Consider the following 25,284-nt stretch of genomic DNA (forward strand, 5'->3'; position numbering starts at 1 on the left):
TCCAGAAATTGGATCAGGGGGTGGCAGGACGGCCGATAATCCTGTTCGGCGACAGGGAGCGCATGAACGCGGCGATTCTGGTTTCGGCATTGAGGTGGATCGGCGTTTCGTCGATCGTGATCTCGACGACCCCATCAGGACGGCGCCAGACGACGATCAGGTGGTCACCGAGGCGCATCGTCAGCGCGTTCCCGTCTGGGCCTCGGCTCGTCTTGCTGTCCCAGTTCGGCAACTTCATGAACAGAGCGAGTTCCAGAACGGCATCGCGGGCCAGGATGTCGTGGATATCAAATGATTGAAATTCCAAGGTGAATCGGCCGTCCTGGTGGAAGACGGGCTTGAACGCGGGTTGCGGGCGGGGGGGCGGGGTCATGGCCGGCGTCCTCCGGGCATCAGCGTGGAGATTGCGCTGTTGGGGTCGGTCAGAATCTGGAACAGGTTGAATGACGCAGGAGGCATCGGATGACGGCCCGCTTCCCAGCGTTTCCACGTCGATTGCGTCACGGAGACGATGCGGCCGGCTTGGGTCTGCGTCAGCCGCGCGGATCGCCGAGCAGCCCGGATCGCGGCCGGGGGCGGCGGTGATGGCCTGGGTGGCATTTTATGTTGCCTTTTTGAGATGACATTGCTACACAGGGGTCGCTGAAGATGGCGCCCTCGGGCACCAACATCGAGACCCCAGGAACCGCAAGGTGCCCCTGGGGTTTTCGTGTTTTCAGGCCGCTGCCCTGGCGGTCTCCGCGTCCGGCTGGACAGCCTCTATTTCCGGCTGGACGATCTCGGCGATCGGATCGACGGTCTCGGCGTCCGGCGCTTCCAGCTTCTTGCGCGTCTTCTTTGGGTTTGCCTCGGCGTATGCGATTGCGCCGTTGATCAGATCCCAGACTTCGCGGGAGTTCGGCGATGCATCCTTCGATTTAACGAAATTGACGATCTGTCTGACCTCTGTCTCGAAGTCGCTGACTTCATAGACCTCGGCGACGTGCGAGGCCGTGCGCGCAGCTTTCATCTCGCTGTAAGGCCACGCGCGAGAAGGGGAACGGCATGTCCGGACGGCGCTCGTGCGCTCGTCGGCATACCAGCGGCCGGCGTCGTCGAAGGTGCCCGGCGGGTGAACCAGGCGCGCGGCACGGCGCATGTATTCGATGGCAGCGGCGACGATCGTGTCGAATTCGTCGTTTTCTTCGCGCATTTTCGCAATGCGGTAGGCGCGCGGGTCGCCTTTGAACATATTGCTCATTTGTTTACGTCCCATGGACCGCCTGGGGCATGGCCGCAGGCTTTGACACTGATGCGTCAGCCCGATGGGACATTTGCTGAAGATGGCGCCTTCAGGCTGACAATACATATATAGGGCATCACGCCCCATCGGTCAAGAAATAATCCAAGAAAATAGATAAAAGATCGTACATGTGTGCAAGTTGTATTGAATTCGAGATGACATTGTGAGGGTTGGTATTTCCGATTCCGGGAGGGCGGCAACATTTTTACAGAGAACTACAACATGTTGTCAGGTTAATACCTGATCGCGGTGGATTGGGTGGATTCCGGGGTGGCGGAGGCGTGGTGATGCGGTGTGGGCGGCTAGGGGAAAGGGTCGTTGCTGGCTGGATGTTTCGTTGATGATGGTGGGGGAGTTCATGGGGGAGGGGGCGTTTACGAGATGGACTGAAGGGGCGCAGGAAGGCGGCGAGGGGATGCCCGGCTGCCGCCGGGCTGGCGGTGATGGGGCATGCGCAAGATCGGCCAGGTGAACCTGTGAGCGACCTGACGTTGATGGATGCCGGCTAGACGATCTGATCAGCGACTGGACGATGATAAATGCATCAAGCAGCCCGGCGGAGCCGGGTATCCCGAGCCCCGCGCGAAGCGCGCCCCTTCAGAAATCCCGTCTCCGCTCCAGCCTGCCTCGTTCCGGCTCGAAGCGCCCTGCTAACCGACCTATATCCCTACTAACCGACCTGGCGCGTTGAGGTCGGTTAGTAGAAAACCGCAGTTTCCCGGCATTTCTTAGGCCGCTAACCGACCTAACCGACCTAACCGACCTCTTTTTATATATTATTCTCACGCGCGAGCATTTTCCCTTCCCGGCCGGCGCCTCCTGTTCCATTCCGGCCGATCTGTCCCAGTCATCGCATCACGTATCACCCTCCCACCAGATCACCGCAAAAATGGTCGGTTAGGTCGGTTAGGTCGGTTAGTGCCTCGTAAGTAGCGGATATGTATAGATAATGACTAACCGACCAAGCGCCCGCCAAGTCGGTTACTAGCCGACATGGTGCTGATGCAGGTCGGTTAGCGCTACTCCGCAGACACAAAAAAGGCGACCAGATCGCTCTGGCCGCCCCGTGGGTCGCGCTTGGCGTGTTGGCGTCAGCCGCTCGTCTCCGCGTCGTCATTCAGAATGTCATGCGAGATCATGTAGCACCCCACCTGCCGGCCCTTTCCGGGCAGGGTTCGCTTCATGGTGAGACCCTTTCCGGCCCCGATCTTCATAAACCCTGCATCTCTGATAGCCTTGGCTGCATCCGCGCCGCTGATGGCCGTCACCTTGAGTTCGTCCCGGATGAAGTTGTCCCAGTTAATCGCTGGAATAATGAAATCATAGAAGACGGTTTCATTGTTGGTGCCGACCTGATCGCGGTAGCCGATACAATCAACGACCGGCGAGACATAATCGTCCGCCGTCCCTTCCGACCCTCCGCCCAGCGCTGTCTCCGTCCGGCGCAGTGACTCGAAGCGCCGGAAGCCGTGACGCATCAGGAACTCACGCAACGCCTTGATCAGATTGATTTCCTCGCGCGATCCCTCACCGCCGCGCTCACGCAGCCAGTCCAAATACACCCGCCCGACGCCATCCGCAGCGGCACCTGGCTCCCACGGCAAAACTCCGAGCCAGATCGCCAGTTCGCCGGCAGCAGCAACGAGCGCGAACCGATCGGCGACCCGACTGACCTGGCCGTCGGCGGACAGTGAGACGAATTTCTCGCGGAAGTCGTGCTGGAGGCGTCCGATCACATCGAGAACATAGTCGATTCCTGACGTTTTCATCTCCTGGATAAGCTCTTCAATGAATCGTCGCCCGGCCGTTCCGTGGAATTTCTCGCATATATCGACCATGAATTTCGAGAACGATGCGGGGCTTGGGGCGTCATGGATGGTATCGAACGCTCCAAGCTCTTGGTTGCAGATAGCGTTGATGGACGGCATGCGGATATCCTGACCGCCGGTGATCATGCCGGAATCCGCCGCAATCATCTCGCTGAGGTCTTTCTCGCCGTTCGATACGAAAACGAGTTGAAACGTCTTGTTTTTCCGGAGTCCAACATCGCGTGTCGCCCGATTTTTGCCCTCGCCGTCGGCCGCCATGTAAACAATTTCGCCGATGGTCCGTCCCGGTGCGTTGGTCGCCTCGTCGAGGAACGCACATGTCCCCGAGACGCGCTCAAGCAATCCTTCCATCGAGTTTGCGGTCGATCTCCATTTCTTGACGATTGTGCTGTTCGGGTAGTTCACGTCTCCCCACACGCTTGCACCGGCAATGATGGCGGTCGTTTTCCCGCGAGATGATGCCCCGTAAAAATGAAACCCGCCCCCTGGCTGTTTGAGTATGGGCAGCAGGGGGCTGGCGAACGCGGCTGAGATCGTGAATATGAGACGGCTGTTGCCTACAGCATAAGCCGCGACACTATTCTGCCAATCCTCAAGTGTGCCCGACGGTGCGTGCAAGGACTTCAATGTCTCGGCGTCCACATTGTCGTTCTTGAATATCAGACGCTCCTCGTCGCCGCCGATGACCTCACCGCCGGGCATGACGAATGCATCAAATGCGCCGGACTGGGACACGCACCAGCCGGTCCTGTCAGTGATCTGGGTAAAGGCGGTGCATTTGATCGTCATGAAAAACGTCCTGAGCAACGTCGATGCGGCAGGGTTGTATCCGAACCCCAGCCCAGCCATGTCCGAAAACAGGTCGCTTTTCGCATTGGTTATCTCGCGTTTCGGCGCGACGAACTCCCTGACGCGCCCCTGGTCGCTGCGCCAGTTCAACAGCAGTCCGGCATCTGAAGCCGACCGGCTATCGACAGCCGCGACGATTTCGAACGGCCGCGTCGTCACCTGGACCTCGGTATCGGGCATGCCTGCTTTGTAGGCGGGGCGCAGAAAAACCAGTCCTTCAGGTGTCATTTCGTATCCGGCCGGAAAAATTGGCTTCTCCGTAACGCCGGCATCAAGCCCGACCTGGCCCGGCTCAACCGCCCCAGCGATCAGCGCCGCGACATCGACCTCGACGCCCTCCGGCGCAGGCTGATCCAGCGCCCATCCGTCAGGCAGGCCCTCCGGCAAGCTGACGATCCGAACTAGCGGGGCGGCGCCGTCGGCCGGCTGGTCCGCATCGACCATGACCGCAATCTCGCGTGCATCCCGCAGGCCAGCATCTCCGGCATCGGGCCATACGATGACCTCTCGATCGCGGAGGTGCGTCCAGTCGGTCTTTGCCAGGGAACCTGGCATGACTGACACGAAGATGACGCCATCATGCATAGCCTGGGCGGCCTTTGCGGCCCGCTCGTTGCTGACCACGATGACCGGCAGGGATGGACTCTGGGCGACCGTATCCATCCCGTAAAGCGGACGCCGGGGGAACAGTTTATTGAATGTGTCATTGTCGATGACATGCCAGCCGGCTCTGTCGTCTTTTGTGCCGTATATGACGATTTTCCGGCCTGCCTCGCATTCAGCGACGGCGAGAATCGTGTCCTGCTCTGCATTGTTGTAAACATGCAGGTCAGTCGGGGCCAGGCGCTGGAGAGTGTCTCGTGTCGGAGTGTGTCGCGCAGGAATCTGCGGAACAAGCTCGCCGGGCCGCGCCGGTTTGGGCTTCGACTTTGAAGCCTTGCCGGATTTGCCAGTCTCGGTCGGCGGCGCCGACGGAGCGGCGACAGGTAGCGGCGAGACTGTCCGGGGCGGCAGGCGGACAATATTCGTTTGCGTCGCCGGCACCTCGGTTGTCGAATATTCGCGATCGGCGGCTTCGCGGTCATACGCATCGTCGGCGCGGCGCCGGGCGCCACGGAATGGATTGCTGGTAGCAACGGGCGCCTGCACGGCGTCGATAGCAATAGAGGGCGTCATTTTCGTTTTCTCCTGCGAAATGCGCGAGAAAACGCTTGACCCTGCGACTCCGGCACCCATATCAAGGGACAAGTCCCTCGATTCTTGCTTGCGGCATGTGTTGAGCGGGTGTGGTTGTGGGTATCGGAGTCGCTGGCTTGCCCCTTCGCCGGGGTGGGTCAGCGTTTTTTGTTTGTGGGGCGAGGTTATGCGGCCGGTCCGGGCCTGGACCTGAACCGCTCGATGATGGCCTGCTCGACGTCGCTGCGGACGCACCGGTAGTCGTCACGAACCCGGCCGATCACCGCCGAGAGCGTGTTCCCGGCCCTCCATCCATCAACGACGCATTGCTGGATCGAACCAGCAATGGCATCGTCGTTGCATGGGATCGCGATGTCCGGGTTCAGGCGCGTGAATTCATCGACGCACATATTGATGACCGCATCCATCACGTCGTCGATCGTCTGCTCGTCCTCGACGGCGATGAGACTGATATCGACCTGCCAGAACCCGCCACCTGTCGCGTGGATCAAGCTAACGAGCGCATCCTCGGGCATGAACTCGCGCCAGTAGAGCGGGTCGTTCTCGTATGACTGATGATTGGGCCGACGCAGCCCGGACGCGACCGCGATGCCCAACAGGCGCCCAATGACGGCCGGCGAGGTCGGAGCGACGGGTCGAACCGACTGGGGCCTGGGGCGCGTGGCCTGGCGCCAGGTGGAGAGGTAAACGCGCGGGAGGGCGGTCAACTCATCCTCGGGGTCGATCGGGCACGGGGGCTGGCGCCGGGTGCCGTGGAACGGATTGGCGGCGCGGGTGGCAGCGTTCATAGCTGCGCGCTCCTTATATATATGTGGTGAGGTGTGGATTACGCGGGGGGGAGTTCCGCGACCCGGTGCAGTCAGGAAGCCTGACCCTGAGCGGCTTCTGTCGGCCATCCGCCCCGGCGCGTTGCTGTTCTGTCCGACAGCGCATCGAGCCATGCGTCGATATCCGCCGGGCGATACTTGACCATGTTGCCGAGTCGGATATGGGGCGGGGCGCCTGGTGGGTTGTTGGATGGCGGAATCTTGCCCAGCCTAAGCCGTTGCAAAAACGCGCGGCAGACGCCCAGCCGTTCAGCGGCTTCGGCTTCGGTCAGCAAAATGGGATTCTGAACAGCAGACATGACTCAGCGTGCCCTCGTGAGAGGTGAATGCTGGGTCGGTCACGGGGTGGCTTCTTGTCGAGCGTTTACAGCGGCTGCTACTCTGTAAACGAGGTCTCTGCCTTGTGCCCGCCACGCCCCAAGGGGGTTATCGTGACGGAGGTTTCAACCGTTTGGCTCCACAATCCTCAATTTGTAACGCGCTTGCCGGAATTTCTTCCGGGAACTGACGCGAGTCTATCCCCTATAAACCGCCCAGCGCACGCATCGGCCCGCTAGACTATCTACATATATACGTTCAGCGGGAGGGCGCGTCAAGATATTGTAGGCGAATATGGACGACTGCGCCTGACTGGGCATTACCTTGGGTGATTAGACGCCGCGCGATCCGATTCTTTGGGCAGTTAGGATATGGTCACGGAAGCCTGATGGCGGCTGGAGTTAAGGCTGTTGCCCCCGTCAACGGGGCAGCGTCCGTTTACCAAAGCATGGGCCACCAAGCCCGGCACAGGCATCCCTAGATGCACCATTTTTGCACCATGGCGGGGGTGATTTGGGGTGACAAAGGGTGACGAGGGATGACATAATAATCTGGATATTTCAACGGCATAGCCACGGAGCCCGCAGTCTTCCATGACCACATTTTGCCCTCTCACGGCGGCAACAGGGGTTCGAAGCCCCTATGGGACGCCATAGCTTTCCAAGTAAACGCAGAATTATAGCCAGAAATTACGATGGGTTAGACGCCTTCGAGGTCTGGTTGGATACGCTCTGTCCCGCGCATGGCCGCCTGTGCCCGCCGGACTTGATCGGCTGCGTTTTACACACTCCGGGATCGAGTTTTGCGTGCGCAATGTGCTCCATCGCCTCTCGTGAGAGACGGGTCTGATCAGTGGTGCGTGTCGTGGTCATGGACCGATCGGGTGCGCCTGACACGCAAGTGAAGCGGATTGCGCGTTCCTTTGGGGTTCAGCGTGTCGGCCTCAAAAAATTGAATATTTTTTGAAAAACGCTATTTCTATGTTTTTTTTGGTTAAGTAGAATATTATTCTTGACAGAATTTTCTCTGATTTTATTTGAAGGAAAAGAAAATCGATCACGGGGATCGTGCATATTTCCAATATGATTTGGCTGCGCAATAATGGGCGTGGTGCGAAGCCTTCTGGCTTCATGGAGATCATGATGAGATTCAACACGTCGAACGAACTGTTTTCGTCCGGGATTTTCAGGGTTGGTATCGCGGCCGTATTGGCGCTGGTGGTTCTTCTGATTTTGAACCCGTTCTACCAGGTGGCATCGGGCTATTGTGGCGTTCTGCTGAATTTTGGCTCGGTGCAGCCGACGCCGCTCAATCCGGGCCTGCGCTTCGCGATCCCTGTCTACCAGCAGATCGTGCTTGTCTCGACACAGCCGCAGACCGTGACCTCCGACGAGCGGGCGGCCACCCATGACCTGCAGAACGTTCATACCGCGGTTTCGGTGACCTTTCACATCAATCCGGCCGACGCGCCGGGGTTCTATCGGGATTTCCGGGCCTTCAACATTCTGGGGAGCCGTATCATCGGGCCGACGGTTTCCAACGACGTGAAGGCGGTAACCGCGAATTACAATGCCGAGGAACTGATCACGAAACGAGATATCGTTGACGGGCAGATCAAGGACCTGGTGATCAAATCGCTGCTTCCTTACCACTTGAGTATCGAGGCCGTGAATATATCGAACTTTGCCTTCTCGCAGGTTTATGAGCAGGCCATCGAAGCCAAGCAGGTGGCCCAGCAGCAGGCCCTTCAGGCACAATATACCTTGCAGCAGACCCAGATATCGGCACAGCAGCAGGTGGTCCAGGCCAAGGCGCAGGCCGATGCTGCGATCGCGACCGCGCAGGGGCAGGCGCAGGCCCTGCTGGTGACGTCGCAGGCCCAGGCCAAGGCCAATAATCTGGTCTCGCAATCGCTGACGCAGCCGCTGTTGCAGCAGAAGGCGCTGGACCGGTGGAACGGCACCATGCCGACCTATCTGAGCGCGGGTGCGCCGATACCCTTCATCGGCAGTACGATCTCGCCGTAGAAGCGATGGGCGATGCTTCGCGGCCGGGCCGGTGAGGTTGCACCCCCGGTTGCCGCAAAAGGCCGTAAACGCGCGTTTACGGCCGAGCCCTGACAAGCAAATAGAGAATTCACCTTATCTGTCAGGATATGCTTAACCATTTTCTTTCTGATAATGCATATCGTCTTTGAAATTCGCCTTCAGGGCTCTCTGTTCCAGACGCTTCAGCGTCAAGCATCTGGTATCCAATCCGACGTCCTGCAGAAATTTACGGATGATCTTCCAGGACGGTTGCGGAGTTTGCTCTTTCTGCGGTTTTTTGACATGCGCGATGGAGCATCGGGATTTCTGGGGCGGGAGCCTGGTCCGGGGTGCTGGCGGTCGGGAGCCGTCGGATGTGGGAAAGATCCACTTCCGCATTCAGAAAGACATCGCTGCATTTTCTGGTTTCGGTCGGTTCGAAGAATTTTAGTGAAGGCCGGGGTATCGGGAATGGCATTCACGTTTGTCATCGTCGCGCGATAGCCGGTCGTTTTATGGCAGGCGTGCGTCGGATTGGAGTTTCCCCGCAGCACGACACGGGGATTCGTATTCTGGACGGTCTGCGGTCCGATGCGGGATGCCATTGGATCCCGCCCGGTGTGGGGGGTGTTCAGCCGTGCATCGCCTTTTTGATTTTCTGGTCTGTCTTGTACTGGCTGAGGGCGTAGACCGACCAGATCGCGGCGGGAATCCAGCCGATGACCGTAATCTGAAGAAGCAGGCAGATGATGCCGGCAATGGGTCTGCCAATGGTGAAAAACTGAAGCCAGGGGAGAAGGAGAGCGAGAAGGAGGCGCATGTGGATGGTCTCTATGCGAAATGTTGATCAATGAGTTTCCTCGCGATACGGGGAAACCCTGGACCATGTATTCTGCGTGCGTTTCGGCCGCAAGCCAAAGGAAAGTTCCGGGGTGGCGTTGCGGCGTGACGTGTTGGGTCCTGCCACGGGGCCCCTGTGTACAATCATGTGGATAACGGGTACAATCATGGGATGGGCCGGCGGAACATGGCGCGCATCTATAATTAACCAGCCGGAAAGTAATGTCGGACATCGTGATGGTGATGGCCGTGTCTGCTTGAGGTGAAGGGGGCCAGTTCTGCCGCGCTATGGGGTGGAATGGGTATTGTTGCAGTATGGCATAGAACTGTTGGCTGGCTGAGGCGTTTTGGCTTCGGACTATACGGCTCGAAATGACGTGATCAGGCGGCTGTCGTGCGTCGCGTCTTGGGTTGTTGTTTGAATGATTTGCTGAAAGGCTCTGCCATGCTGATGAATCGATTCGCCGCTCTTGCCGTTTCCTGTGGTCTGGCGTTTTCCGTCGTGGGGGCCGCGCGGGCGCAGGGTGTGCCGGCACAGGTGCCTGCCGGGACGACGCTCTCGACCCCGCCGGCTGGCAGTGTGCCGGTGACGTCGCCGGTCGATCCGGCATCCAATCCTGCGACGCAGGGTGCGCAGATCGTCAATGGCGTGACGGGTTCGACGACTGCGGCGACGCCCGGTGTGCTGGGCGAAAACGGGTTGCCGACGCTGGCCTCGGCCAGTGCGGGCAATGTTGCCGGTCTGGTGACGTATTGCATTCACAAGAAACTCGTCTACGGCACCACGGCGCGTACCACCGCGCGGGCGCTGGTCAAGCGTGATGACGTGAAGAACGACCAGTTCTATTCGGTCGGTGGGCAGGGTCTGTTGCAGACCGGTACCAGCACGCCGTTCGATATCTCCACGCTCGACCGGTCCAAGCGGGTCGAACTGTGCAGCGATCTGGTCAAGAAGGGCCAGTCGCTGGCCGACTGATGCGGTTTTCGTGACCGGTGCATGCCGTGCGGCGCGGCATCACCGGTCATGATTTCTGGATTGCTGGCGGCCATGGCGATGGGTTTTTTTGGTGCGCGGGTGGCGGTCGCGGCGCCGCAGGTGCTGGTGCTGAATCCGGGAAATACGGAGGCGCGATTGCATGCGCGGTCGGCGCTGACGGATATTGATGACAGCTTCGCGGGCGTGTCCGGGCGGTTGCAGTATGATCTGGATCGGCAGACCTGCCATGTGAACCTGACCATGGATGTCGGGTCTCTGAAAGTCGGCAGTGCCGTCATGAAACAGGTCATGCTCTCGGGCATCATGCTGGATAGCGACGCGCATCCGACCATGCGTTATGTGGGAGAGTGCCGGCCGAGGATCGTGGGCGGTGAGGTTCATTCCCAGCTTGTCGGCACGTTGACGATGCGGGGGGAAGGCGCATCCTGTCACGTTTGAGACCCAGATGCGCTTTTCGGGGAATACGCTGCATCGGATCGTCAGCAATGCGACGTTCGATCAGCGGCTGTGGGGTGTCAGCACGCTGCTGCATTCGGTCGATCCGATGGTTCGGTCGGAGACGGTCATTACGCTCAAATAGGTGATCCGTTCAGGTGTTTTGCGTGAACGGACAGCCGTGCTCTCGAACGTATAAAAGTCTTTTTGCTTCTTTTTCTTCAGAAAAAGAAGACCCCCTTTACAGCCGCGCCATCAGCGCGGCGATCGGCATGATCAGGTGCCGATGAAGCCATCGGTGGAGCGGCTGGAAAGGCCGCGCGTAAGAATCCAGGGCAGCGGATTGAAAATCGGGTGCCGCGCAATGCCGGCCGAAATCCTTTGCGAAGGGGACGGCTGCGCCTTGCCGGACATAGCGGTGGTACAGGTCGGCATCCGCTCCCGTGCCCCAGCCGGCGGCCTGGCACAGGACGGCGGCGAAGGCCTGAGAGCGAGGAGGGAGCAGGTCGGCCGCGTTTTCGGCCTGGTCGACGGCGATGGCGCGGTAGTGGAAGCGGCGGTAGGGGGCGGCTTCGCTGGCGGCGAAGCGGGTGCGTTCGCCCTCGGTGACGAGCGGGCCGGGCAGGGCGGCGGCGGTGCGGGCCTTTCGGGTGATGGGGAGTGTCGGCTGGTTGTCGGGCGGGACGAGAACCGCGACGGTACGGCCGGCGCCCATGGAGAAGCCGCCGTGGAAGACCGCATAATCCGGATCCTGCTCGGTGCCCATGATGTCCATGCCGTGGGTGCGGGCGATGGTCGCCGCCGTGAACCATGCCTGGGCGCGACCGACTGCCGTCCAGCGATGCTGCGCGTCGTGCAGCGCGTTGCCGTAGGTTCTGGCCCAGGTGCGGAACGGGGTGGGTTTGCCGTCGATGGCGTAGCGGGGATCGTTGTCTTCGGGGAAATAACCCAGGGATTCGCTGATGCGGCCGGCGCGGACCAGTCGGCGGGCGAGGATCATCCTGATCGTATCGGGTTCGGGCGGGGCCGCCCAGGGGATGGCCGGGCCGTGCGTGGCGGGGATGTGCGCATCGACATAATGGCGGAGTTCCTCGGTCGTGAGCACCCGTTCGGCGACGTAGGCGGCATCGAAGGCGATGCCGCTGCGGCTGCCGGCGCTGGCGGCGGCGGTGTAGAGGCAATCGAAGGCCGCGACATATTGGCCGCGGGACAGGGTCAGCACGCCCTGCTCGGCGCGGAGGCGGCTGATTTCCTCCGGTGCCAGATCGTCATGGAGGGTGGGAAATCCCTTGGCGGCGTCGGCGTAATGGCGGGAGGCGGCGGCGAGGTCGCCATGCTGGATGGCCAGTTTGGCCAGCACCCAGTGCGATAGCGGGCCGGGCTGCATGGTGGCCAGCGTTTTTGCCAGATCGTAGCGGCCGCCGCGATAGGCCAGGGCGGCCAGGCAGTCGGCCTGCGCGATGTGGTTGAGTCCGCGTGCCTGAATGGCATCGACGAGAGTGACGATGGCCGGATTGGGGCGGATGGTGCGGATTGCGGTGCAGTAGGGGCAGTCATTGCCGCGAAGGCCGCGCGCCGCGTCGTGATAGCCGAGGCCGCCCCGGTCCGGTGCGTCGTAGTCGGATGCTGTGGCGGGGTCGTCGTTGACGATGTCGCCGGTGCGGGCCAGCGCATAGGCGACCAGGAGTTTCTGGCCGATTGGGTCTTCGATCAGGCGCTGGGCGCGGCGCGGGTCCGCCATGGCCCATGCGGCGATCAGTTGCAGCGAGATGACGCCGCCACTGGCGCCGCGCGCGGCCTGTTGGGCATAGAGGCCGATGGCGTGCGTGAGGTTGGCGGCTTCGATATGATCGGCACAGGGGGCGCTGGTTAGGAAGGCTTTCCAGCCGCAGGCGCTCCCGGCGGCCATCAGATAGGATCGGGCTTGTTCGCCGTAGCTGGCGACGGCGAGGGAGAGCGGATCGGGCGCGCCCTGCCGGGCAAGGGCGCGGGCCTGGGCGAAGGCGTGCGCGGCCGCCGCGCGGGCCTCGGCATTGCCGGTGGCGAAGAAACGCTCCTGTTGCAGGCGGCCGAGCATGTAAGCGGCCCAGACGGCGCGGCTCTGGCCCTGGCCGTCAGGGAGGTCGAGCACGGCCTGGAAATGTTGGCGGGCGTGCTCGGCATAATCGCCAGGGATGCCTTTGCGCACGAGGGCGTAATCGACCGCGCCGGCAGTATAGAGGCGGATCGCGGGAGGGATGCCGTCGCCCTGGTTGTAGGCAGAATCGCCATCTATCGCGTTGCGCATCATGACGATGCGGTTCTGTTGCAGGGGTGTCAGGACCTCCATGCCCGCTTCGGGCGGGAGGCTGTCGGGATCTGGGGATTGGGCGGGGCGGGGGACGGCCCTGGCGATGCGGAGGGCGTCGTCCGGGACGACGAGATGGCTGGCTTCGTAGGCGAAGGACGTGGCCGGCGTGCTTTTGAGCGTGCCTTCGCGGTCGTCGAGCAACTGGTTTGGAAAATCCATGCCGCAGGCGAGCACAAGCGAGATGCCGGCTGCGCTTGACAGTGCGAAGACCAGCGCGTGGCGGCGGATGGCGTGCGCGGCGGGCGCCTTCGGGGCAGGTGGATCAGCTCTGCCTGTCATGGGTTCCGGCATAGGCTCTGACTGTTCCCCGATCGCACCGCGCCCATCCGATGACGGCCTGTTGCCCTGCCCGCAGCAGGCCGGGCTGCGCGCGCCGCAGCCACATGCCCTGGGCATCGTAATCCAGATTATAGCCGTTCAGGCCGTCGGCTCCGGATGGGCAGGGGCTCTCGATCCGGATGGCTGGTGGGGCCTCGGCATCCGCGTTGCCGGCATTGGCCAGGACGATATCGTAGGGCGCCGTGGCCGAGGAACGGTGCAGGCTCACCGACAGCGCGGTGCGCAGGGGCTGATGGGTGATGACCGCGCGCCATGTCGACAGGCTCCAGGCCCTTCTGTCGTCGGAAGTGGGCAGGCGGAACCAGGCCCAGCCGGCCAGGCCGTGCGGCGGGGCGTGTTCGATGCGTTTCATGAAGGCGGCGATTTCGGCGGGAGGGGCCACGAGTTCGTGGCCGCTGTCGGCGCCCATGAGACGGTCCTGCTCGCTCTCGATGCCCGCGATCCGTCCGTCGGTGCCCCATGTGACGCGCGTGCCGTAGGCGGGGAGGGCCACATGCCATGGGCCGCGACGGCGCTGGGCGAAGATTCTGACCCATTCATGGGCCTTCTCGGGATTGAAGAGGCCGAATTGCGGATTCTGGACGGCGTGGATCTGCAAGACCGCGTCATCGACCCGGGCCAGCACCTCTTCCAGTTCGGGGGAGGCCAGCCAGGTCGGCAGGACCGTGATGGAAAGGGGTGTCGGCTCCAGCCGGCCGTGCAGCAGCGCCAGGAAACGCGCATAGGCCGGCAGGCGGACGGTGGCGCAATCATGGTCGATTTCGAGGCCATAGACCGTGATGCCGCGCTGCTGCCAGGCGGCTTTCACGGCGAGGATATGGGCGGCCAGTTGCTCCTCATCCCAGTCGGCCAGTTGGCCTTCGATGCGGATGACGGCGATGACTGGCATGTGTGTGCGTGCCAGCAGGAGGCTGTCGGGGGTTATGTCCACCCAGGAGCCGTGGCCGTCCAGTTCTGCCGCGAGAATGCGCCATGTGCGGATGATGGGCTGGCTGGCGGTGACGGCGGTGCTGACGGCCGGGGTCCATTGGCGTTGCCAGATATAGGCGTCACTGGGCAGCGCCCCGCCCGTGCGGGTGGTGAAGGCGGTGTGGATGCCGATCAGGCATAATAAAAATACGATTGGGATGTAGGGCTTTTTTAAAAAATCGGTCATTTCGTCTGGTCGGGGGCTCCGGAAGCGGTGGAGGGCAGGATCGCTTGCGAAGCGCGGTTGCTGGATGATCATGCCGTGACGGGTGCGCGGTCAACCGTCTTTCCTGTTGTGCTGTCCGGCTGGGGGCGCGGAACCTGGCTGGAGAGGGGGCTGTAAAAAAAACTTTGCTCCGCCGGGGAGCCTTGTGCCGGGAGCATGGGATGTTCCCTGACCGAATAAAAGCCTTCCGGCTTCTTTTCCTTCAGAAAAGGGAGAGAGCGATTGCGGTCTTTCCAATAATGTTCATCGTGAGGAATGGTGGCTTCCTTTAAAATAAAAAAGGCATCTTTCGCTGCGGCGTCGTGTTCTGTCGGGAAGTGCTGCGATGGGGGACACGAAAGCGTGATGACTGCGCTGTTCCGATAGGAGCGGCAGGCGGTATTTTTCGGGGACGCTCTGCTACTGCTATTGTCAATAGCCCGCTTTCTTGTCACGGATCTTGCGGAATGGCTCCGAAACGGGCAGGGGGCTTCGCTCTTGTCGGAGCCATCATGCATCCGTCCATTTTTCGAGAACAGCCAGAGTGACCCATCCCGCCCCTTCCTCTTCGTCTCATGGCGGTGCCGATACGCTGCGCGGCATCATGCTGGCCTTTGCCGCATTCGCCGCGTTCTCGTGCAGCGATGCCAGTGTGAAGCTGATCCGGGACGGGCTGCCGCCGTATGAGTGCGCGTTTTTCGGCTCGTTGTGCGCGCTGGTGGTGTTTCCCTTCCTGCTCGGCGGGAGGGATCGGCTGGTCGATGTGTTCACGACGCAGAACCGTAAGCTGTGGATGGTGCGCTTCATCGCCTATCCGCTGGGCATTATCGGCAGCGTTACGGCGTTCAGCCATCTGTCGATGGCCGAGGCGTTTACGCTGATCTTTCTACAGCCTTCGTTCGTGACGCTGATGTCGATCGTCTTTCTGAAGGAGCGGATCGGCTGGCCGCGCTGGCTCGCGATCGGGTTGGGCTTCATCGGCGTGCTGATCGTGCTGCGGCCCGGTCTGCGGCCGCTGTCGATCGGTCATCTGGGCGCGGTGGTGGCCGGGATGGCGGGGGCGATCTCGGTCGTGACCTTCCGGGCGTCGGGAGCCCATGAAAAGCAGATTTCGCTGTTCGGGGCCGGTATTCTCGGCGGCGTTACCATCTGCGGGCTGGTCAGCCTGCCGTCCTTTGCGCTGCCCGATGCGCATCAGCTTGCCTTGCTGGCCAGTTACGGGCTGCTGGCGGCGCTGGCGAACGTGCTGCTGATGCATTCCGCGCTCCACGCCTCGGCGGGGGCCATCGCGCCGACCCAGTACAGCCAGATGATCTGGGCGCTGGCGATCGGCCATCTGGTCTTCGGTGATTCGGCGGACATGGTGACGCTGACGGGCATTGGCCTGATCATTTGTTCCGGGTTGATCACGCTGGTGCGCGAGCAGGAAAAGCATGTGCCCGGACCGCCGCCGATCGCGGTGAGCCGTGGGCATGCGGCGTCGATGCTCGTCAACGAAGACCACGAAGAACCAGCCTGACCGCACATGCGCGCTGGTGGCGAGCTGGCACGCGTTTCCTGCGCTTCGGTGCGCGCGGCCCATTGGGGGCGCTCCGTTCCGGTGTCCGGCCCGCTGCGTGAGGGAACGGCGTGGGGACGGCCGGCGTTTGTCTGGCACGGGGACGGCGTGTTTGCGCCGGCATTCCTGTGCCGTGCTGTCCACCATCATGCGTGCAGGGGCGGGTCTGGCTGGGAGGCGTTGTCCTGAGCCGGTGACCTTCTTATGGTCCCTGACCCTCCGCCGGCCCGGATCGGCGTGGGGTGTGTGGTGGAACTCGGAACGAAAGGCTTTTCAGGCATGAAAAGATTCTTCAATACGCGCGAACGTCTGGTGCCCGAGGCGCTGGAAGGATTGTTGCGTTCGCCCGCCGGGAAGGATCTGTGCCGCCTGGACGGCTATCCCGATATCAAGGTCATCCTGCGGCGGGACTGGGAGCGGGGCGCGGGCAAGGTTGCCGTGATTTCCGGCGGCGGCTCGGGGCATGAGCCCGCCCATGCCGGCTTCGTCGGGCGCGGGATGCTGACGGCGGCGGTCTGCGGGTCGCTGTTCGCCTCGCCGGGTGTGGATGCGATTCTGGCGGGCATTCTGGCCGTGACCGGTGAGGCCGGGTGCCTGCTGGTGGTGAAGAACTATACCGGCGACCGGCTGAATTTCGGGCTGGCGGCCGAGCAGGCGCGCGCGCTGGGGCTGAAGGTGGAGATGGTGATCGTCGGTGACGATATCTCGCTGCCCGGCCATCGACAAGCGCGCGGCATCGCGGGCACGGTGATCGTACACAAGGCTGCCGGGCACATGGCCGAAAGCGGGGCGTCGCTGGAGCGGGTGGCGGCATTCGCGGCCGACGTGGCGGCGCGCACGCGCTCGATCGGTCTGTCGCTGAGCGATTGCGATACCTATGACGAGGGCCATGCCAGCCGTCTGGCGGCGGACGAGGGCGAACTGGGCCTGGGTATTCATGGCGAACCGGGGGCAAAGCGCATCGCGCTGGCCGATGCCGGCGGGTTGATGACGCTGGCGGCGGACGCCCTGCTGGCGGCTCTGCCGGAGGGCGAGGCGCGCCATGCCCTGATGCTGAACAATCTCGGTACGACGCCGGTGATCGAGATGTCGCTGCTGCTGGAAGCCTTTGCCGCTACCGCGCTGGCGCGCAGGGTGGCGCTGGTGGCCGGGCCCGCGCCGTTCATGACCGCGCTGGACATGAACGGGTTTTCTCTCACGCTGGTGGAACTGACCGACGAGATCGCGGCTTCGTTGCAGGCCGACGTGGCACCCACGGCATGGACGGGCATGGCGCCGTGGCAGGAGCCGACGGTGATTGCCGTACCGGACCTGCCGGATATTTTCGCCGCCGCGCCCTCGAACAATCCGGCGTTGCGGGATGCCGTGCAGCGTGGCGCGAAAGTGCTGCTGGAGAATGAAGAGGCGCTGAACGCGCTGGATGCGCGCATCGGTGATGGTGACGCCGGCTCCACCTTCGCCGAGACGGCGCGCGTGATCGACGGTGCGTTGGACCGGCTGCCGCTGGCCGACCCGCAGGCGCTGATGCAGACGCTGGGGCGCCTGCTGGCCCGCCATGCCGGTGGGTCGAGCGGGGCGCTGCTGTCGATCCTGTTTGCGACGGCGGGGCGGAGCGAACAGGCGCGCTGGGAAGCCGCGCTGCTGGAGGGCATTGCGGCGATGCAGCGTTATGGCGGCGCGCGGGAAGGAGACCGCACCATGCTCGATGCGCTGATCCCGGCGGTGCGGGCGCTGGATGCGGGCGCGGCGTGGGCCGAGGTGGTGCGCGCGGCGCGCGGCGGGGCCGATGCCACGGCGAAGATGGGCAAGGCGGAAGCCGGGCGGGCGTCCTACATCCCCGACGGGCAGTTGGACAATGTGTCCGATCCGGGGGCCGAAGCGATTGCGCGGCTGTTCGAGGCGTTGATACCGGGAGGGTGAGGGAAGGCGAGGGCGCTGCCGTCGACCCGCAAGGGGTCCTGGACCCCTTGACCCCATTCGGTTGTTTCAGGCGTTTTTTTCGGGGGGCCTGGTCATATCTTCGGCGAGCATGCCGAGGAGGCGGACAAGCTGGTCGAAATCGGCCTTGTCCCAGTCTTTGAACAGCCCGACGGCCATTGTCGCACGGGCGCGGTCTATCGCGCCGGTCGCGTCCTTGCCCGATGGGGTGATCGTGGCTTCGCGCACGCGGCGGTCGGTCGCGCCGCCGTGGCGGGTGACCAGGCCCAGTTCCGCCAGCCGCGCGATCTGGCGGCTGACCGTGGTGTGATCGCGGCCGATACGGCCCGCAAGATCGATCACCCCGATCGGGCCCAGGCGCTCGACCAGAACCAGGAGCGGAAACAGGGCGCGCTCAAGCGGCAGGCCGGCGGCCCCGAGCAGGGCTTGGTCGCGTTCCGGCCTGTTGATGACACCGACGATTTCGATCAACGCACGATGCAGGGCGGGGAGGCGTGTGCGTATGTGTGCATTATGCACCTTTTTATTTGACATCCCGATACGCTCCTTAATATGTGCGTGATGCACATTGTTCGTGCGGGAGGAAAGCAGAATAACTGTTTTACGCGACACGGACGTTGTGATTTGCGGCGGGGTTGACGCTTGCGGTCGATCTGGCTCGTCGTGGGGTGGCGTTTCGCCTGATCGACCAGTTGGCGGAGCCGTTCGCGGGGTCGCGCGGCATGGGCATCCAGCCGCGTAATCAGGAGGTGTTCGAGGATCTCGGCATCATCGACCGTCTGGCTGCCGCCGGAGGGCCTTATCCTGCGCAGCGCGTCTATCGCGGTGATGGCACGCGGGACGACGTGCAGGAGATCACGATCGCGTCGGCGACGGTGGACGAACCCTATCGCGCGCCGCTGATGGTGCCGCAGTTTCGGACCGAGGCGATCCTGCGCGATCGGCTCGTGGCGTTCGGTCATCGCCCGGACTATGGGACACGGCTGACGTCCTTTGCCGATGACGGCGCTGGGGTAACGGCCCATGTCGCGGGTGAGGATGGGGCGGAGGTGATCCGCTGCCGTTATCTGGTCGGTGCCGATGGGGGGCGGTCGTTCGTCCGCCACGAGATGCAGGTCGGCTTTCCGGGGAAAACCCTTGGTGTGCGGGCGATTGTTGCCGATATCGTGCTGGAGGGCCTGGATCGGGCCGTGTGGCACCGGTTCAACCATGGCGACATGACGCGGATGATGGGGTTCTGCCCGCTGCCGGGTGGCGAACTGTTCCAGCTTCAGGCGCCTGTTGCGTTCGAGGGGGATGTCGATCTTTCGGTTGGTGGTCTTCAGGCGTTCGTCGATGCGCGCTTGCCGGGGGGGGCGTGGTCCGGGTGCGGGAGGTTCGCTGGGCGTCGGCTAATGCGATGAATGCACGGCAGGCGGACCGGTATCGGGTCGGGCAGGTGTTTCTTGTGGGAGATGCCGCGCATATTCATCCGCCGACGGGGGGACAGGGGCTCAATACCAGCGTGCAGGATGCGTATAACCTGGGCTGGAAACTGGCGGCCGTGCTGGGTGGCGCGCCGGCGGCGTTGCTGGAGACCTATGAAGAAGAGCGGCGGCCGGTCGCGGCGGGGATGCTGGGTCTGGCGACCGGGTTGCTGGAGAAGGCCCGGCAGGGGGAGATGCGGCGGGGGCGGGAAGTTCATCAGCTCGATCTGGGGTGTCGCGGGTCGTCTCTTGCGCTGGATCTGGCCGGGGATGGCCGTCGCGTCGAGGCGGGTGACCGGATGCCGGATGCGGTGGTGCGGGGCGCGGGCGGGCAGGAGCGGCGGTTGTTCGACCTGCTGGCCGGGCCGCACTGGACCCTGCTCGTCGGGGAGGGGGCACCTGCGGTGGCGCCCCTGGCGGAGAAAGAGCGGCTGGAGTCCTATCTGTCCGGCGTGCTCTGAACTGATCCCGAACGAATCAAAGTTTTTTGGTTCTTTTTTCAAAAAAGAACGCCTACCCGGCGGCCAGGCTGCGTCGCAGCCGCGCCATGGCGCCGGGCAGGGCACGCACCTTGAGCACGCGCCCGGTTTCGTCATGGTCCTCGGAGAGCACGCGGGCGCTTTCGTAGATTTCGCCGATCAGCTTCTGTTTCGCGTAGGGCAGGACCAGGACGTCATCCACCATCTCGGCTTCGAAGAAGGCGATGATGGTTTCGCGCAGGGCGCTGACATCTTCCGGCGCGTGGGCGGAGAGCATGATGGCGTCGGGGTGTTTTTCCAGCAGGGCGGCGCGGCGGGTGGCGTCCACGCGGTCCATCTTGTTGAGGACCAGGCGGGAGGGCACCGTGTCGGCGCCGATTTCGCGCAGCACGCTGCGGCTGACCTCCAGTTGCGCTTCGTAGGTCGGGTCTGACGCATCGACCACGAAGAGGAGCAGGGAGGCTTCCAGTGCCTCGGAGAGGGTAGAGCGGAACGAGGCGACCAGATCGTGGGGGAGTTGCTTGATGAAGCCGACCGTGTCGGAGACGAGCACGCGGGGACGGGTTTCTGGCTGGAGGGTGCGGACCGTGGTGTCGAGGGTGGCGAAGAGCTTGTCCTGCACCAGCACCTGGCTGCCGGTGAGGGCGCGCATCAGGGAGGATTTGCCGGCGTTGGTGTAGCCGACCAGGGCCACGCGCAACTGGTCGCGGCGGGCGGAGCGGCGCTGGTCGCTGTCGCGCTGCACGGCTTCGAGCTGGGTTTTCAGTTCCGCGAGGCGGTCGCGGATCTTGCGGCGGTCGAGGTCGAGATGGCTTTCGCCGGCGCCGGGGCCCTGCTGGCGGCCGCCGCCGGTGCCGGATTCCCGCAGGCGCGGGGCGACATATTTCAGGCGCGCCATCTCCACCTGCAATTTCGCCTCGCGCGTGTTGGCGTGGCGGTGGAAGATCTCGACGATCACGCCGGTGCGGTCCAGCACCTGGGCGCCGGTGGCGCGTTCGAGATTGCGGATCTGGCTGGGAGAGAGTTCGTGATCGACGATCACGAATTCCGGCCGGGGCGGTGCGTCCGGATCGGGCTCGGGGCTGGATGGCCGGGGGGTGTCGGGGGTGGTTTCGAACCGCTTGCGGGCCTTGGTCATCGGGGGCGTGGCCATGGAGGTGACGACGCCGCTGCCGCCGGTCAGGGCCGCCAGTTCTTCCAGCTTGCCGGCGCCCAGAAGGGAGGCGGCGCCGGTGCCTTCGCGCTTCTGCGAAACCGAGCCGACGACTTCGTAGCCCAGCGTCTTGACCAGGCGACCCAGTTCTTCAAGGCTGGCTTCGTGGGCGACGTCGTCGATATCGGGGGTCTGGATGCCGACGAGGACGGCACGCGGAATGGGGGGTGTGGTTTCCATCGCGTGTTTGTAGCACGGATCGGGCTGTGGCCGGAGCCGTCGTTCTTTTTTGGAAAAAAGAACCAAAAAACTTTGATCTGGTCGGGAGCCCTGTGCTGGGGACACGCGATGGCCCTGCATGGATCAGGGGAGTGGGGTGCTCAGCCCTGCCAGGAGCGCTGTGTGGAAGGCGTTCGGGTCCTGCATCTGCGGCGAGTGGCCCAGCGTGGGGAATTCCACCAGTTTCGCGCCGGGGATGGCGGCGGCGGCGTCCTTGCCCAGTTGGGGGTAGTGGCCCAGCGTGGCGCGGATGGCGGGCGGGGCGGTGTCGCTGCCGATGGCGGTGATGTCCCTGTCGCCGATCATCAGCAGGGTGGGAACCCTGAGGTCGGGCAGGTCGTGGACCACCGGCTGGGTGAGGATCATGTCGTAGAGCAGGGCGGAGTTCCAGGCGACGTCGTCGCTGCCGGGGCCGCGATACATGCCGGCCAGCATCTGGGCCCATTTTTCGTAATCGGGGCGCCATTCATCGGCGTAATAGACTCGTTTTTCGTAAGCACGGATCTGGGCGGCGGTCTTGCCGCGTTCCGCACGGTACCAGTCGTCGACGGTGCGGTAGGGGACGCCTTTCTGTAGCCAGTCTTCCAGGCCGATCGGATCGACCAGCACCAGGTGCGTAAGCTCGCGCGGGTACATCAGGGCTAGCGGATGGCGAGCATGCCGCCGGTGGAGTGGCCGATCAGGACCGCCTTCTGCGCGCCGAGATGGGCTAGCAGGTCGTGTGTGTTGTGGGCCAGTTGCGGAAAACTGAACTGATAGGCGCGCGGTTTACTGGATTTGCAGAAGCCGATCTGGTCCGGCGCGATGACGCGGTAGCCGTGGGCGGTCAGGAAACGGATCGTGCCTTCCCAGGTCGCGGCGCAGAAATTCTTTCCATGGAGCAGGACCGCGACCTGCCCGTTTGGGTGGAGGGTCGGGACATCGAGATAGGCCATCCTCAGCGGCTGGCGCTGGGAGGTGAAGGTGAATTGCCCGGCCGGCCAGGGATAGGCGAAGCCTTGCAGTTCTGGCCCGTAGGACGGACCGCTGTTGCCGCCCGGCTCCGCCGCATGGGCCGGCGCGCCGACGGCGAGAAAGGTGCCGCACAGGGCGGCGGCTGCGATTTGGCGGACGCGGAGCGGAATGGGGGCTTATCCTTCGACGGCGGCGCCCAAGCGCAGCGCGCCGAGCTGTTCGGGCAGGGGAAGGGACAGGACGAGGAAGGGGGCGCGGGTGCCGTCGGTTCCGCCATTGAACATGGCGAGCTTTTCGATCTGCGAGCAGGGCACATAGAGCGTGCGCTTGCTGTCGATGAACAGGGCGTCGGGCGAGGTCAGGCGCGGGTCCTGCACCAGCGTCGTGCGCCGGCCGTCGGGGGAGAGGATGACGATGCGGGCGTTTTCGCCGTTGGAGAGGTAGATATTGCCCAGCGTGTCGATGCAGGTGCCCCCGATGCTGGGGATTTCGGCGGCGACCTGCACCAGGGCGGCGAGGTCGATATCCGATTTGCGGTCGTCCAGCAGGTCGGCGACGCGGATTTTCTTCAGCGGGCCGGCAGGGACGGCGAAATAGAACCATGTACCGTCGGCGTCGATTTCGATATCGTCGCTCTGCACCTGCGGGCGGTTGCCCTGGGCGTCCTGGAGGATGCGGCCGCCGCCGCCTTTGTGGATGTGGGTGGCGTCGTTGCGCAGCAGCGGGTGCGCGGAGAGGCGGCGCAGCGTGCGGCCGGTTTTCAGATTGTGGATGACGATGCCGCCCAGCCCGCTGTCGGTGGCGAATAGCAGGTCGCCATGGATGCGCAGGTCGTTGAACTGCGCGCCGGGGGGCATGATGTCCTCGGGGAAGCGCAGGACGCGCAGGACGGCGCCGGACGTCGTGTCGAGCTGCACCAGTTTCTGGGCGCCGGGTTCGGGAGATTGGCCCGGTGGGGCGCCCTGGTCGACCGCCCAGAGCGTGCCGTCGGCGAAGAGATGGATGGCGTTGACCATCACGAAGGCGGCGCTGCCGTCCTGGCCCGGTTTCCAGGCATTCCAGCTTCCTCCGGGGAAGGGATGGACCGTGCCGTCAGGCGCGACCCGGCCGACCGAAAATGTGGCTTCGTTGCCGGGAAAGCGGGGCATGCCGAGAAAGATCGTCTCGTCCGGCGTGACCGCTACGCCGCTGCACAGGAAGGGCGCAATGGCGGCGACGGAGAGGACAGGGGCCGCCGCCGTCGCTGCCACGGCCGGCCGTGACAGCGGGATGGTGGCGGCGGCGGCAAGCAGCGTTCTGCGGGTCAGGCCCTCGATTTCCGGTTTCATGGCGCGTGCTGCTCCCTTCGCTTGAGCTGGTCGGGGAACGGTTCACCGCCAGGGCGACCGGGTCAAGGGATCGGCTTGGGGCCTGACCGAAATATGTGCTGAAGAGGACGCCGCCGCCAGCACGCGTCTTTGGTCGGGCTTTCAGGGAATATAGCGCTGGGCCCGCAGGATTTCGAATAGGTAGAAGAAGGATTTCGGCGTGGTCTGGTAGGCGGTGAAGCCGAGGGTGTGGCTCTTGCTCATGTCGGTCACGCATTCGATCGGGCGGCCGAGTTCGGCGCCGGTGTGCCAGGGGAGGGCCAGGCGATCGAGCGCGTTTTCGCGCAGTCCGTGCCGGGCCGCGATGTCGGCCCAGAGGGGGGCGTCGGCGGACAGGACGTTCTCAAGCGACGTGGCGTGGCCGGGATAGGGGGCGGCCCAGTGGATCTGGCTGGCCAGTTGGCGGGCATCGGTCACGTCGGTCAGGCCGCTCCATTGCGTGGGCGAGCCGGGGAAGACGAACGGTCGGCCGGTTTCGCGGCAGATGCTGGCATAGACGGCCAGGGTGGAGCCCATGTTCATCACGTTGCCGATGGCGTGGCCGATGATCGTGTGGGGGCGGTGGACGGTCCAGCCTTCCGCGACCAGGCGGTTGGCCAGGTTCTGGCCGACGATTCCGGTGGCGTCGACGATCAGGGCTGTGTGAGGAATGGAACTCTCCATAACAGGAAAACAGTTTTCGCAAATTTTTGTGCGTGGATACAAAGGACAATCCGGTACTATTTCGTGCCCTGGGTACCAGAAGGTTCCCATAGGGAAGGGTCATCATGTCGCTTACTCCGTTGCCCGATGTGTATCGTCAGGCCCCTTCGATGAAGGCTGCGCGCCGCGACGGCTGTTGCGGCTGTTCAGCGGCAAATGGGTGACGATGATTCTGCACACGCTGCATCTGCTGGGGGGGAGGGGCGCGTCGCGGCCCGGCGCGCTGTTGCGCAGTATTCCCTGCCTGTCGAAGAAGATGATGACGCACACGCTGCGGGAACTGGAAGAGATGGAGCTGGTGGCACGCGAGGTGCATCAGGTGATGCCGCCGGTGGCCGAATATCGGCTGACGGCGCTGGGCCGGAAAATGGTCGAGCCGGTGGAGACGCTCTATCACTGGGGGGCGGAACATGCCGCCGTGCTTGACCGGGGGGATGCCCATGTGACGCGCGTCCGCAAGGGAGCGCAGGGGGCTGTTTGAAGGCTGCATGGACGGTTTCGAGGTATTCGCTGCCGGTGTGGGCTGGTGCTCTCCGTTCGTAAACGAAACTTTGCAAGCATCTTCGGCGTTCAGGAAACATCCCTGAAGCCTAGTCAGGGTGTTCCGGTTGGTGATGCTGGTATTTCGACCCGGTGGAGGTTGGTAACTGAATGGTGAATTTCGGGATTTTCCACACTGGATTGTGAGCGTAATTTATCCGGAAAACATATAATTGTTATTTCTTTTTTTAGAGAAAATCCGACAAAAGCGGATGGTCACTCTCTTTGTAGAGGGCGGTTGAATTGTTTTGTGACCGTTGGAGAGTTGGGTCATGATTGTGCGCCGGCTTTGCTCCCGTGGGTTTTCCCGATCCGGGATTGTTTCCCCGCTTGCAGGGGTTTTCGAGAAGTCTGTGCGGTTCGCTTCCCGTTGTGGGCGGCCAG

General features: G+C 63.2%; 24 protein-coding genes and 1 pseudogene. 9 read left to right on the forward strand and 16 right to left on the reverse strand.

The window, feature by feature from the left end; translation table 11 throughout:
* Positions 1 to 13 precede the first annotated feature (13 nt).
* The 6 genes from HLH25_RS09180 to HLH25_RS09205 all read right to left on the reverse strand — a co-directional run bounded on the left by HLH25_RS09180 (position 14) and on the right by HLH25_RS09205 (position 6,259).
* Complete coding sequence (locus HLH25_RS09180; protein WP_182973783.1) at positions 14 to 373, reverse strand: hypothetical protein; 360 nt, start codon at positions 371 to 373, stop codon at positions 14 to 16.
* Positions 370 to 600, reverse strand: coding sequence for a helix-turn-helix domain-containing protein (locus tag HLH25_RS20760; RefSeq protein WP_182973784.1), 231 nt, complete (start codon positions 598 to 600; stop codon positions 370 to 372). Before HLH25_RS20760 ends, HLH25_RS09180 begins: the two co-directional genes overlap by 4 nt.
* Before the next feature lie 115 nt (positions 601 to 715).
* On the reverse strand, positions 716 to 1,240 hold the full coding sequence (locus tag HLH25_RS09190; protein ID WP_182973785.1) for a hypothetical protein: 525 nt from the start codon (positions 1,238 to 1,240) through the stop codon (positions 716 to 718).
* 1,133 nt (positions 1,241 to 2,373) lie between these two features.
* Positions 2,374 to 5,136, reverse strand: coding sequence for a DUF927 domain-containing protein (locus tag HLH25_RS09195; protein WP_182973786.1), 2,763 nt, complete (start codon positions 5,134 to 5,136; stop codon positions 2,374 to 2,376).
* Positions 5,137 to 5,321: 185 nt separating this feature from the next.
* A complete protein-coding gene (locus tag HLH25_RS09200; RefSeq protein ID WP_182973787.1) occupies positions 5,322 to 5,945 on the reverse strand; it encodes a hypothetical protein in 624 nt (207 codons plus the stop codon).
* A gap of 71 nt (positions 5,946 to 6,016) precedes the next feature.
* Positions 6,017 to 6,259, reverse strand: a complete 243-nt coding sequence (locus HLH25_RS09205) for a helix-turn-helix domain-containing protein (protein WP_182973788.1) — start codon at positions 6,257 to 6,259, stop codon at positions 6,017 to 6,019.
* A 1,182-nt stretch (positions 6,260 to 7,441) separates the two neighbouring features.
* Here HLH25_RS09205 and HLH25_RS09210 point away from each other — a divergent pair.
* A complete protein-coding gene (locus tag HLH25_RS09210; protein ID WP_220791750.1) occupies positions 7,442 to 8,329 on the forward strand; it encodes a prohibitin family protein in 888 nt (295 codons plus the stop codon).
* 631 nt (positions 8,330 to 8,960) lie between these two features.
* Here HLH25_RS09210 and HLH25_RS09215 read toward each other — a convergent pair.
* Positions 8,961 to 9,149, reverse strand: a complete 189-nt coding sequence (locus HLH25_RS09215) for a YqaE/Pmp3 family membrane protein (protein WP_114729090.1) — start codon at positions 9,147 to 9,149, stop codon at positions 8,961 to 8,963.
* Positions 9,150 to 9,614: 465 nt separating this feature from the next.
* Between HLH25_RS09215 and HLH25_RS09220 the strand changes: the two genes are divergently transcribed.
* The 3 genes from HLH25_RS09220 to HLH25_RS20505 are packed head-to-tail and all read left to right on the forward strand — an operon-like array spanning position 9,615 to position 10,746.
* Entirely contained in the window at positions 9,615 to 10,145 is a 531-nt protein-coding gene (locus HLH25_RS09220; protein ID WP_182973790.1) for a DUF2501 domain-containing protein, read from the forward strand.
* 48 nt (positions 10,146 to 10,193) lie between these two features.
* Positions 10,194 to 10,604 (forward strand): YceI family protein, encoded by a 411-nt coding sequence (locus tag HLH25_RS09225; RefSeq protein WP_246401814.1) that lies wholly within the window; start codon positions 10,194 to 10,196, stop codon positions 10,602 to 10,604.
* 7 nt (positions 10,605 to 10,611) lie between these two features.
* On the forward strand, positions 10,612 to 10,746 hold the full coding sequence (locus HLH25_RS20505) for a hypothetical protein (protein ID WP_259654860.1): 135 nt from the start codon (positions 10,612 to 10,614) through the stop codon (positions 10,744 to 10,746).
* A 96-nt stretch (positions 10,747 to 10,842) separates the two neighbouring features.
* On the opposite strand, the gene HLH25_RS09230 is transcribed toward HLH25_RS20505, so the two are convergent.
* The 3 genes from HLH25_RS09230 to HLH25_RS09240 all read right to left on the reverse strand — a co-directional run bounded on the left by HLH25_RS09230 (position 10,843) and on the right by HLH25_RS09240 (position 14,982).
* Positions 10,843 to 13,230: a hypothetical protein gene (locus HLH25_RS09230; RefSeq protein ID WP_182973791.1), complete on the reverse strand. Its 2,388-nt coding sequence runs from the start codon at positions 13,228 to 13,230 to the stop codon at positions 10,843 to 10,845.
* Positions 13,214 to 14,446 (reverse strand): DUF3142 domain-containing protein, encoded by a 1,233-nt coding sequence (locus tag HLH25_RS09235; protein WP_182973792.1) that lies wholly within the window; start codon positions 14,444 to 14,446, stop codon positions 13,214 to 13,216. Before HLH25_RS09235 ends, HLH25_RS09230 begins: the two co-directional genes overlap by 17 nt.
* A gap of 68 nt (positions 14,447 to 14,514) precedes the next feature.
* Complete coding sequence (locus tag HLH25_RS09240; protein ID WP_182973793.1) at positions 14,515 to 14,982, reverse strand: hypothetical protein; 468 nt, start codon at positions 14,980 to 14,982, stop codon at positions 14,515 to 14,517.
* Positions 14,983 to 15,008: 26 nt separating this feature from the next.
* On the opposite strand from HLH25_RS09240, the gene HLH25_RS09245 reads away from it, so the two are divergent.
* Entirely contained in the window at positions 15,009 to 15,983 is a 975-nt protein-coding gene (locus tag HLH25_RS09245) for a DMT family transporter (RefSeq protein WP_310889080.1), read from the forward strand.
* Between the two features lie 318 nt (positions 15,984 to 16,301).
* Positions 16,302 to 17,942, forward strand: coding sequence for a dihydroxyacetone kinase subunit DhaK (locus HLH25_RS09250; RefSeq protein WP_182973794.1), 1,641 nt, complete (start codon positions 16,302 to 16,304; stop codon positions 17,940 to 17,942).
* Positions 17,943 to 18,008: 66 nt separating this feature from the next.
* Here the strand turns inward: HLH25_RS09250 and HLH25_RS09255 are convergent, their stop codons facing one another.
* On the reverse strand, positions 18,009 to 18,494 hold the full coding sequence (locus HLH25_RS09255; protein WP_182973795.1) for a MarR family winged helix-turn-helix transcriptional regulator: 486 nt from the start codon (positions 18,492 to 18,494) through the stop codon (positions 18,009 to 18,011).
* 101 nt (positions 18,495 to 18,595) lie between these two features.
* Between HLH25_RS09255 and HLH25_RS20510 the strand changes: the two genes are divergently transcribed.
* Positions 18,596 to 19,363 (forward strand): FAD-dependent monooxygenase, encoded by a 768-nt coding sequence (locus HLH25_RS20510; protein WP_182973796.1) that lies wholly within the window; start codon positions 18,596 to 18,598, stop codon positions 19,361 to 19,363.
* Positions 19,360 to 19,887 carry an FAD-dependent monooxygenase gene (locus HLH25_RS20515; protein ID WP_182973797.1) on the forward strand — a complete coding sequence of 176 codons (528 nt, stop codon included), beginning with the start codon at positions 19,360 to 19,362 and terminating at the stop codon, positions 19,885 to 19,887. The genes HLH25_RS20510 and HLH25_RS20515 overlap by 4 nt, the downstream gene beginning before the upstream one ends.
* Before the next feature lie 52 nt (positions 19,888 to 19,939).
* Here HLH25_RS20515 and hflX read toward each other — a convergent pair whose 3' ends face one another.
* From hflX to HLH25_RS09285, 5 genes and pseudogenes are all read right to left on the reverse strand, one after another.
* Complete coding sequence (gene hflX / locus HLH25_RS09270; RefSeq protein ID WP_182973798.1) at positions 19,940 to 21,298, reverse strand: GTPase HflX; 1,359 nt, start codon at positions 21,296 to 21,298, stop codon at positions 19,940 to 19,942.
* Positions 21,299 to 21,421: 123 nt separating this feature from the next.
* Entirely contained in the window at positions 21,422 to 21,973 is a 552-nt protein-coding gene (locus HLH25_RS20250) for an alpha/beta fold hydrolase (RefSeq protein WP_246401816.1), read from the reverse strand.
* 5 nt (positions 21,974 to 21,978) lie between these two features.
* Positions 21,979 to 22,272: an alpha/beta fold hydrolase gene (locus tag HLH25_RS20255; RefSeq protein WP_246401818.1), complete on the reverse strand. Its 294-nt coding sequence runs from the start codon at positions 22,270 to 22,272 to the stop codon at positions 21,979 to 21,981.
* A 195-nt stretch (positions 22,273 to 22,467) separates the two neighbouring features.
* Complete coding sequence (locus HLH25_RS09280; protein ID WP_246401820.1) at positions 22,468 to 23,619, reverse strand: SMP-30/gluconolactonase/LRE family protein; 1,152 nt, start codon at positions 23,617 to 23,619, stop codon at positions 22,468 to 22,470.
* Positions 23,620 to 23,760: 141 nt separating this feature from the next.
* Positions 23,761 to 24,231 (reverse strand): annotated as a pseudogene (locus HLH25_RS09285) (NAD-dependent dehydratase); the annotation flags it as partial.
* Between the two features lie 295 nt (positions 24,232 to 24,526).
* On the opposite strand from HLH25_RS09285, the gene HLH25_RS09290 reads away from it, so the two are divergent.
* Positions 24,527 to 24,841 (forward strand): winged helix-turn-helix transcriptional regulator, encoded by a 315-nt coding sequence (locus tag HLH25_RS09290; protein WP_246401832.1) that lies wholly within the window; start codon positions 24,527 to 24,529, stop codon positions 24,839 to 24,841.
* Positions 24,842 to 25,284: the final 443 nt, after the last annotated feature.

Source organism: Gluconacetobacter dulcium (assembly GCF_014174165.1).
Taxonomy (GTDB): Bacteria; Pseudomonadota; Alphaproteobacteria; order Acetobacterales; family Acetobacteraceae; genus Gluconacetobacter; species Gluconacetobacter dulcium.

Coding starts and splice junctions, on each gene's coding strand:
- HLH25_RS09180 (WP_182973783.1), bottom strand. CDS start 373: ATGACCCCGCCCCCCCGCCCGCAACCCGCGTTCAAGCCCGTCTTCCAC.
- HLH25_RS20760 (WP_182973784.1), bottom strand. CDS start 600: ATGCCACCCAGGCCATCACCGCCGCCCCCGGCCGCGATCCGGGCTGCT.
- HLH25_RS09190 (WP_182973785.1), bottom strand. CDS start 1,240: ATGAGCAATATGTTCAAAGGCGACCCGCGCGCCTACCGCATTGCGAAA.
- HLH25_RS09195 (WP_182973786.1), bottom strand. CDS start 5,136: ATGACGCCCTCTATTGCTATCGACGCCGTGCAGGCGCCCGTTGCTACC.
- HLH25_RS09200 (WP_182973787.1), bottom strand. CDS start 5,945: ATGAACGCTGCCACCCGCGCCGCCAATCCGTTCCACGGCACCCGGCGC.
- HLH25_RS09210 (WP_220791750.1), top strand. CDS start 7,442: ATGATGAGATTCAACACGTCGAACGAACTGTTTTCGTCCGGGATTTTC.
- HLH25_RS09215 (WP_114729090.1), bottom strand. CDS start 9,149: ATGCGCCTCCTTCTCGCTCTCCTTCTCCCCTGGCTTCAGTTTTTCACC.
- HLH25_RS09220 (WP_182973790.1), top strand. CDS start 9,615: ATGCTGATGAATCGATTCGCCGCTCTTGCCGTTTCCTGTGGTCTGGCG.
- HLH25_RS09225 (WP_246401814.1), top strand. CDS start 10,194: ATGATTTCTGGATTGCTGGCGGCCATGGCGATGGGTTTTTTTGGTGCG.
- HLH25_RS20505 (WP_259654860.1), top strand. CDS start 10,612: ATGCGCTTTTCGGGGAATACGCTGCATCGGATCGTCAGCAATGCGACG.
- HLH25_RS09230 (WP_182973791.1), bottom strand. CDS start 13,230: ATGACAGGCAGAGCTGATCCACCTGCCCCGAAGGCGCCCGCCGCGCAC.
- HLH25_RS09235 (WP_182973792.1), bottom strand. CDS start 14,446: ATGACCGATTTTTTAAAAAAGCCCTACATCCCAATCGTATTTTTATTA.
- HLH25_RS09240 (WP_182973793.1), bottom strand. CDS start 14,982: ATGCATGATGGCTCCGACAAGAGCGAAGCCCCCTGCCCGTTTCGGAGC.
- HLH25_RS09250 (WP_182973794.1), top strand. CDS start 16,302: ATGAAAAGATTCTTCAATACGCGCGAACGTCTGGTGCCCGAGGCGCTG.
- HLH25_RS09255 (WP_182973795.1), bottom strand. CDS start 18,494: ATGTCAAATAAAAAGGTGCATAATGCACACATACGCACACGCCTCCCC.
- HLH25_RS20515 (WP_182973797.1), top strand. CDS start 19,360: ATGAATGCACGGCAGGCGGACCGGTATCGGGTCGGGCAGGTGTTTCTT.
- hflX (WP_182973798.1), bottom strand. CDS start 21,298: ATGGAAACCACACCCCCCATTCCGCGTGCCGTCCTCGTCGGCATCCAG.
- HLH25_RS20250 (WP_246401816.1), bottom strand. CDS start 21,973: ATGTACCCGCGCGAGCTTACGCACCTGGTGCTGGTCGATCCGATCGGC.
- HLH25_RS20255 (WP_246401818.1), bottom strand. CDS start 22,272: ATGGCCTATCTCGATGTCCCGACCCTCCACCCAAACGGGCAGGTCGCG.
- HLH25_RS09280 (WP_246401820.1), bottom strand. CDS start 23,619: ATGAAACCGGAAATCGAGGGCCTGACCCGCAGAACGCTGCTTGCCGCC.
- HLH25_RS09290 (WP_246401832.1), top strand. CDS start 24,527: ATGATTCTGCACACGCTGCATCTGCTGGGGGGGAGGGGCGCGTCGCGG.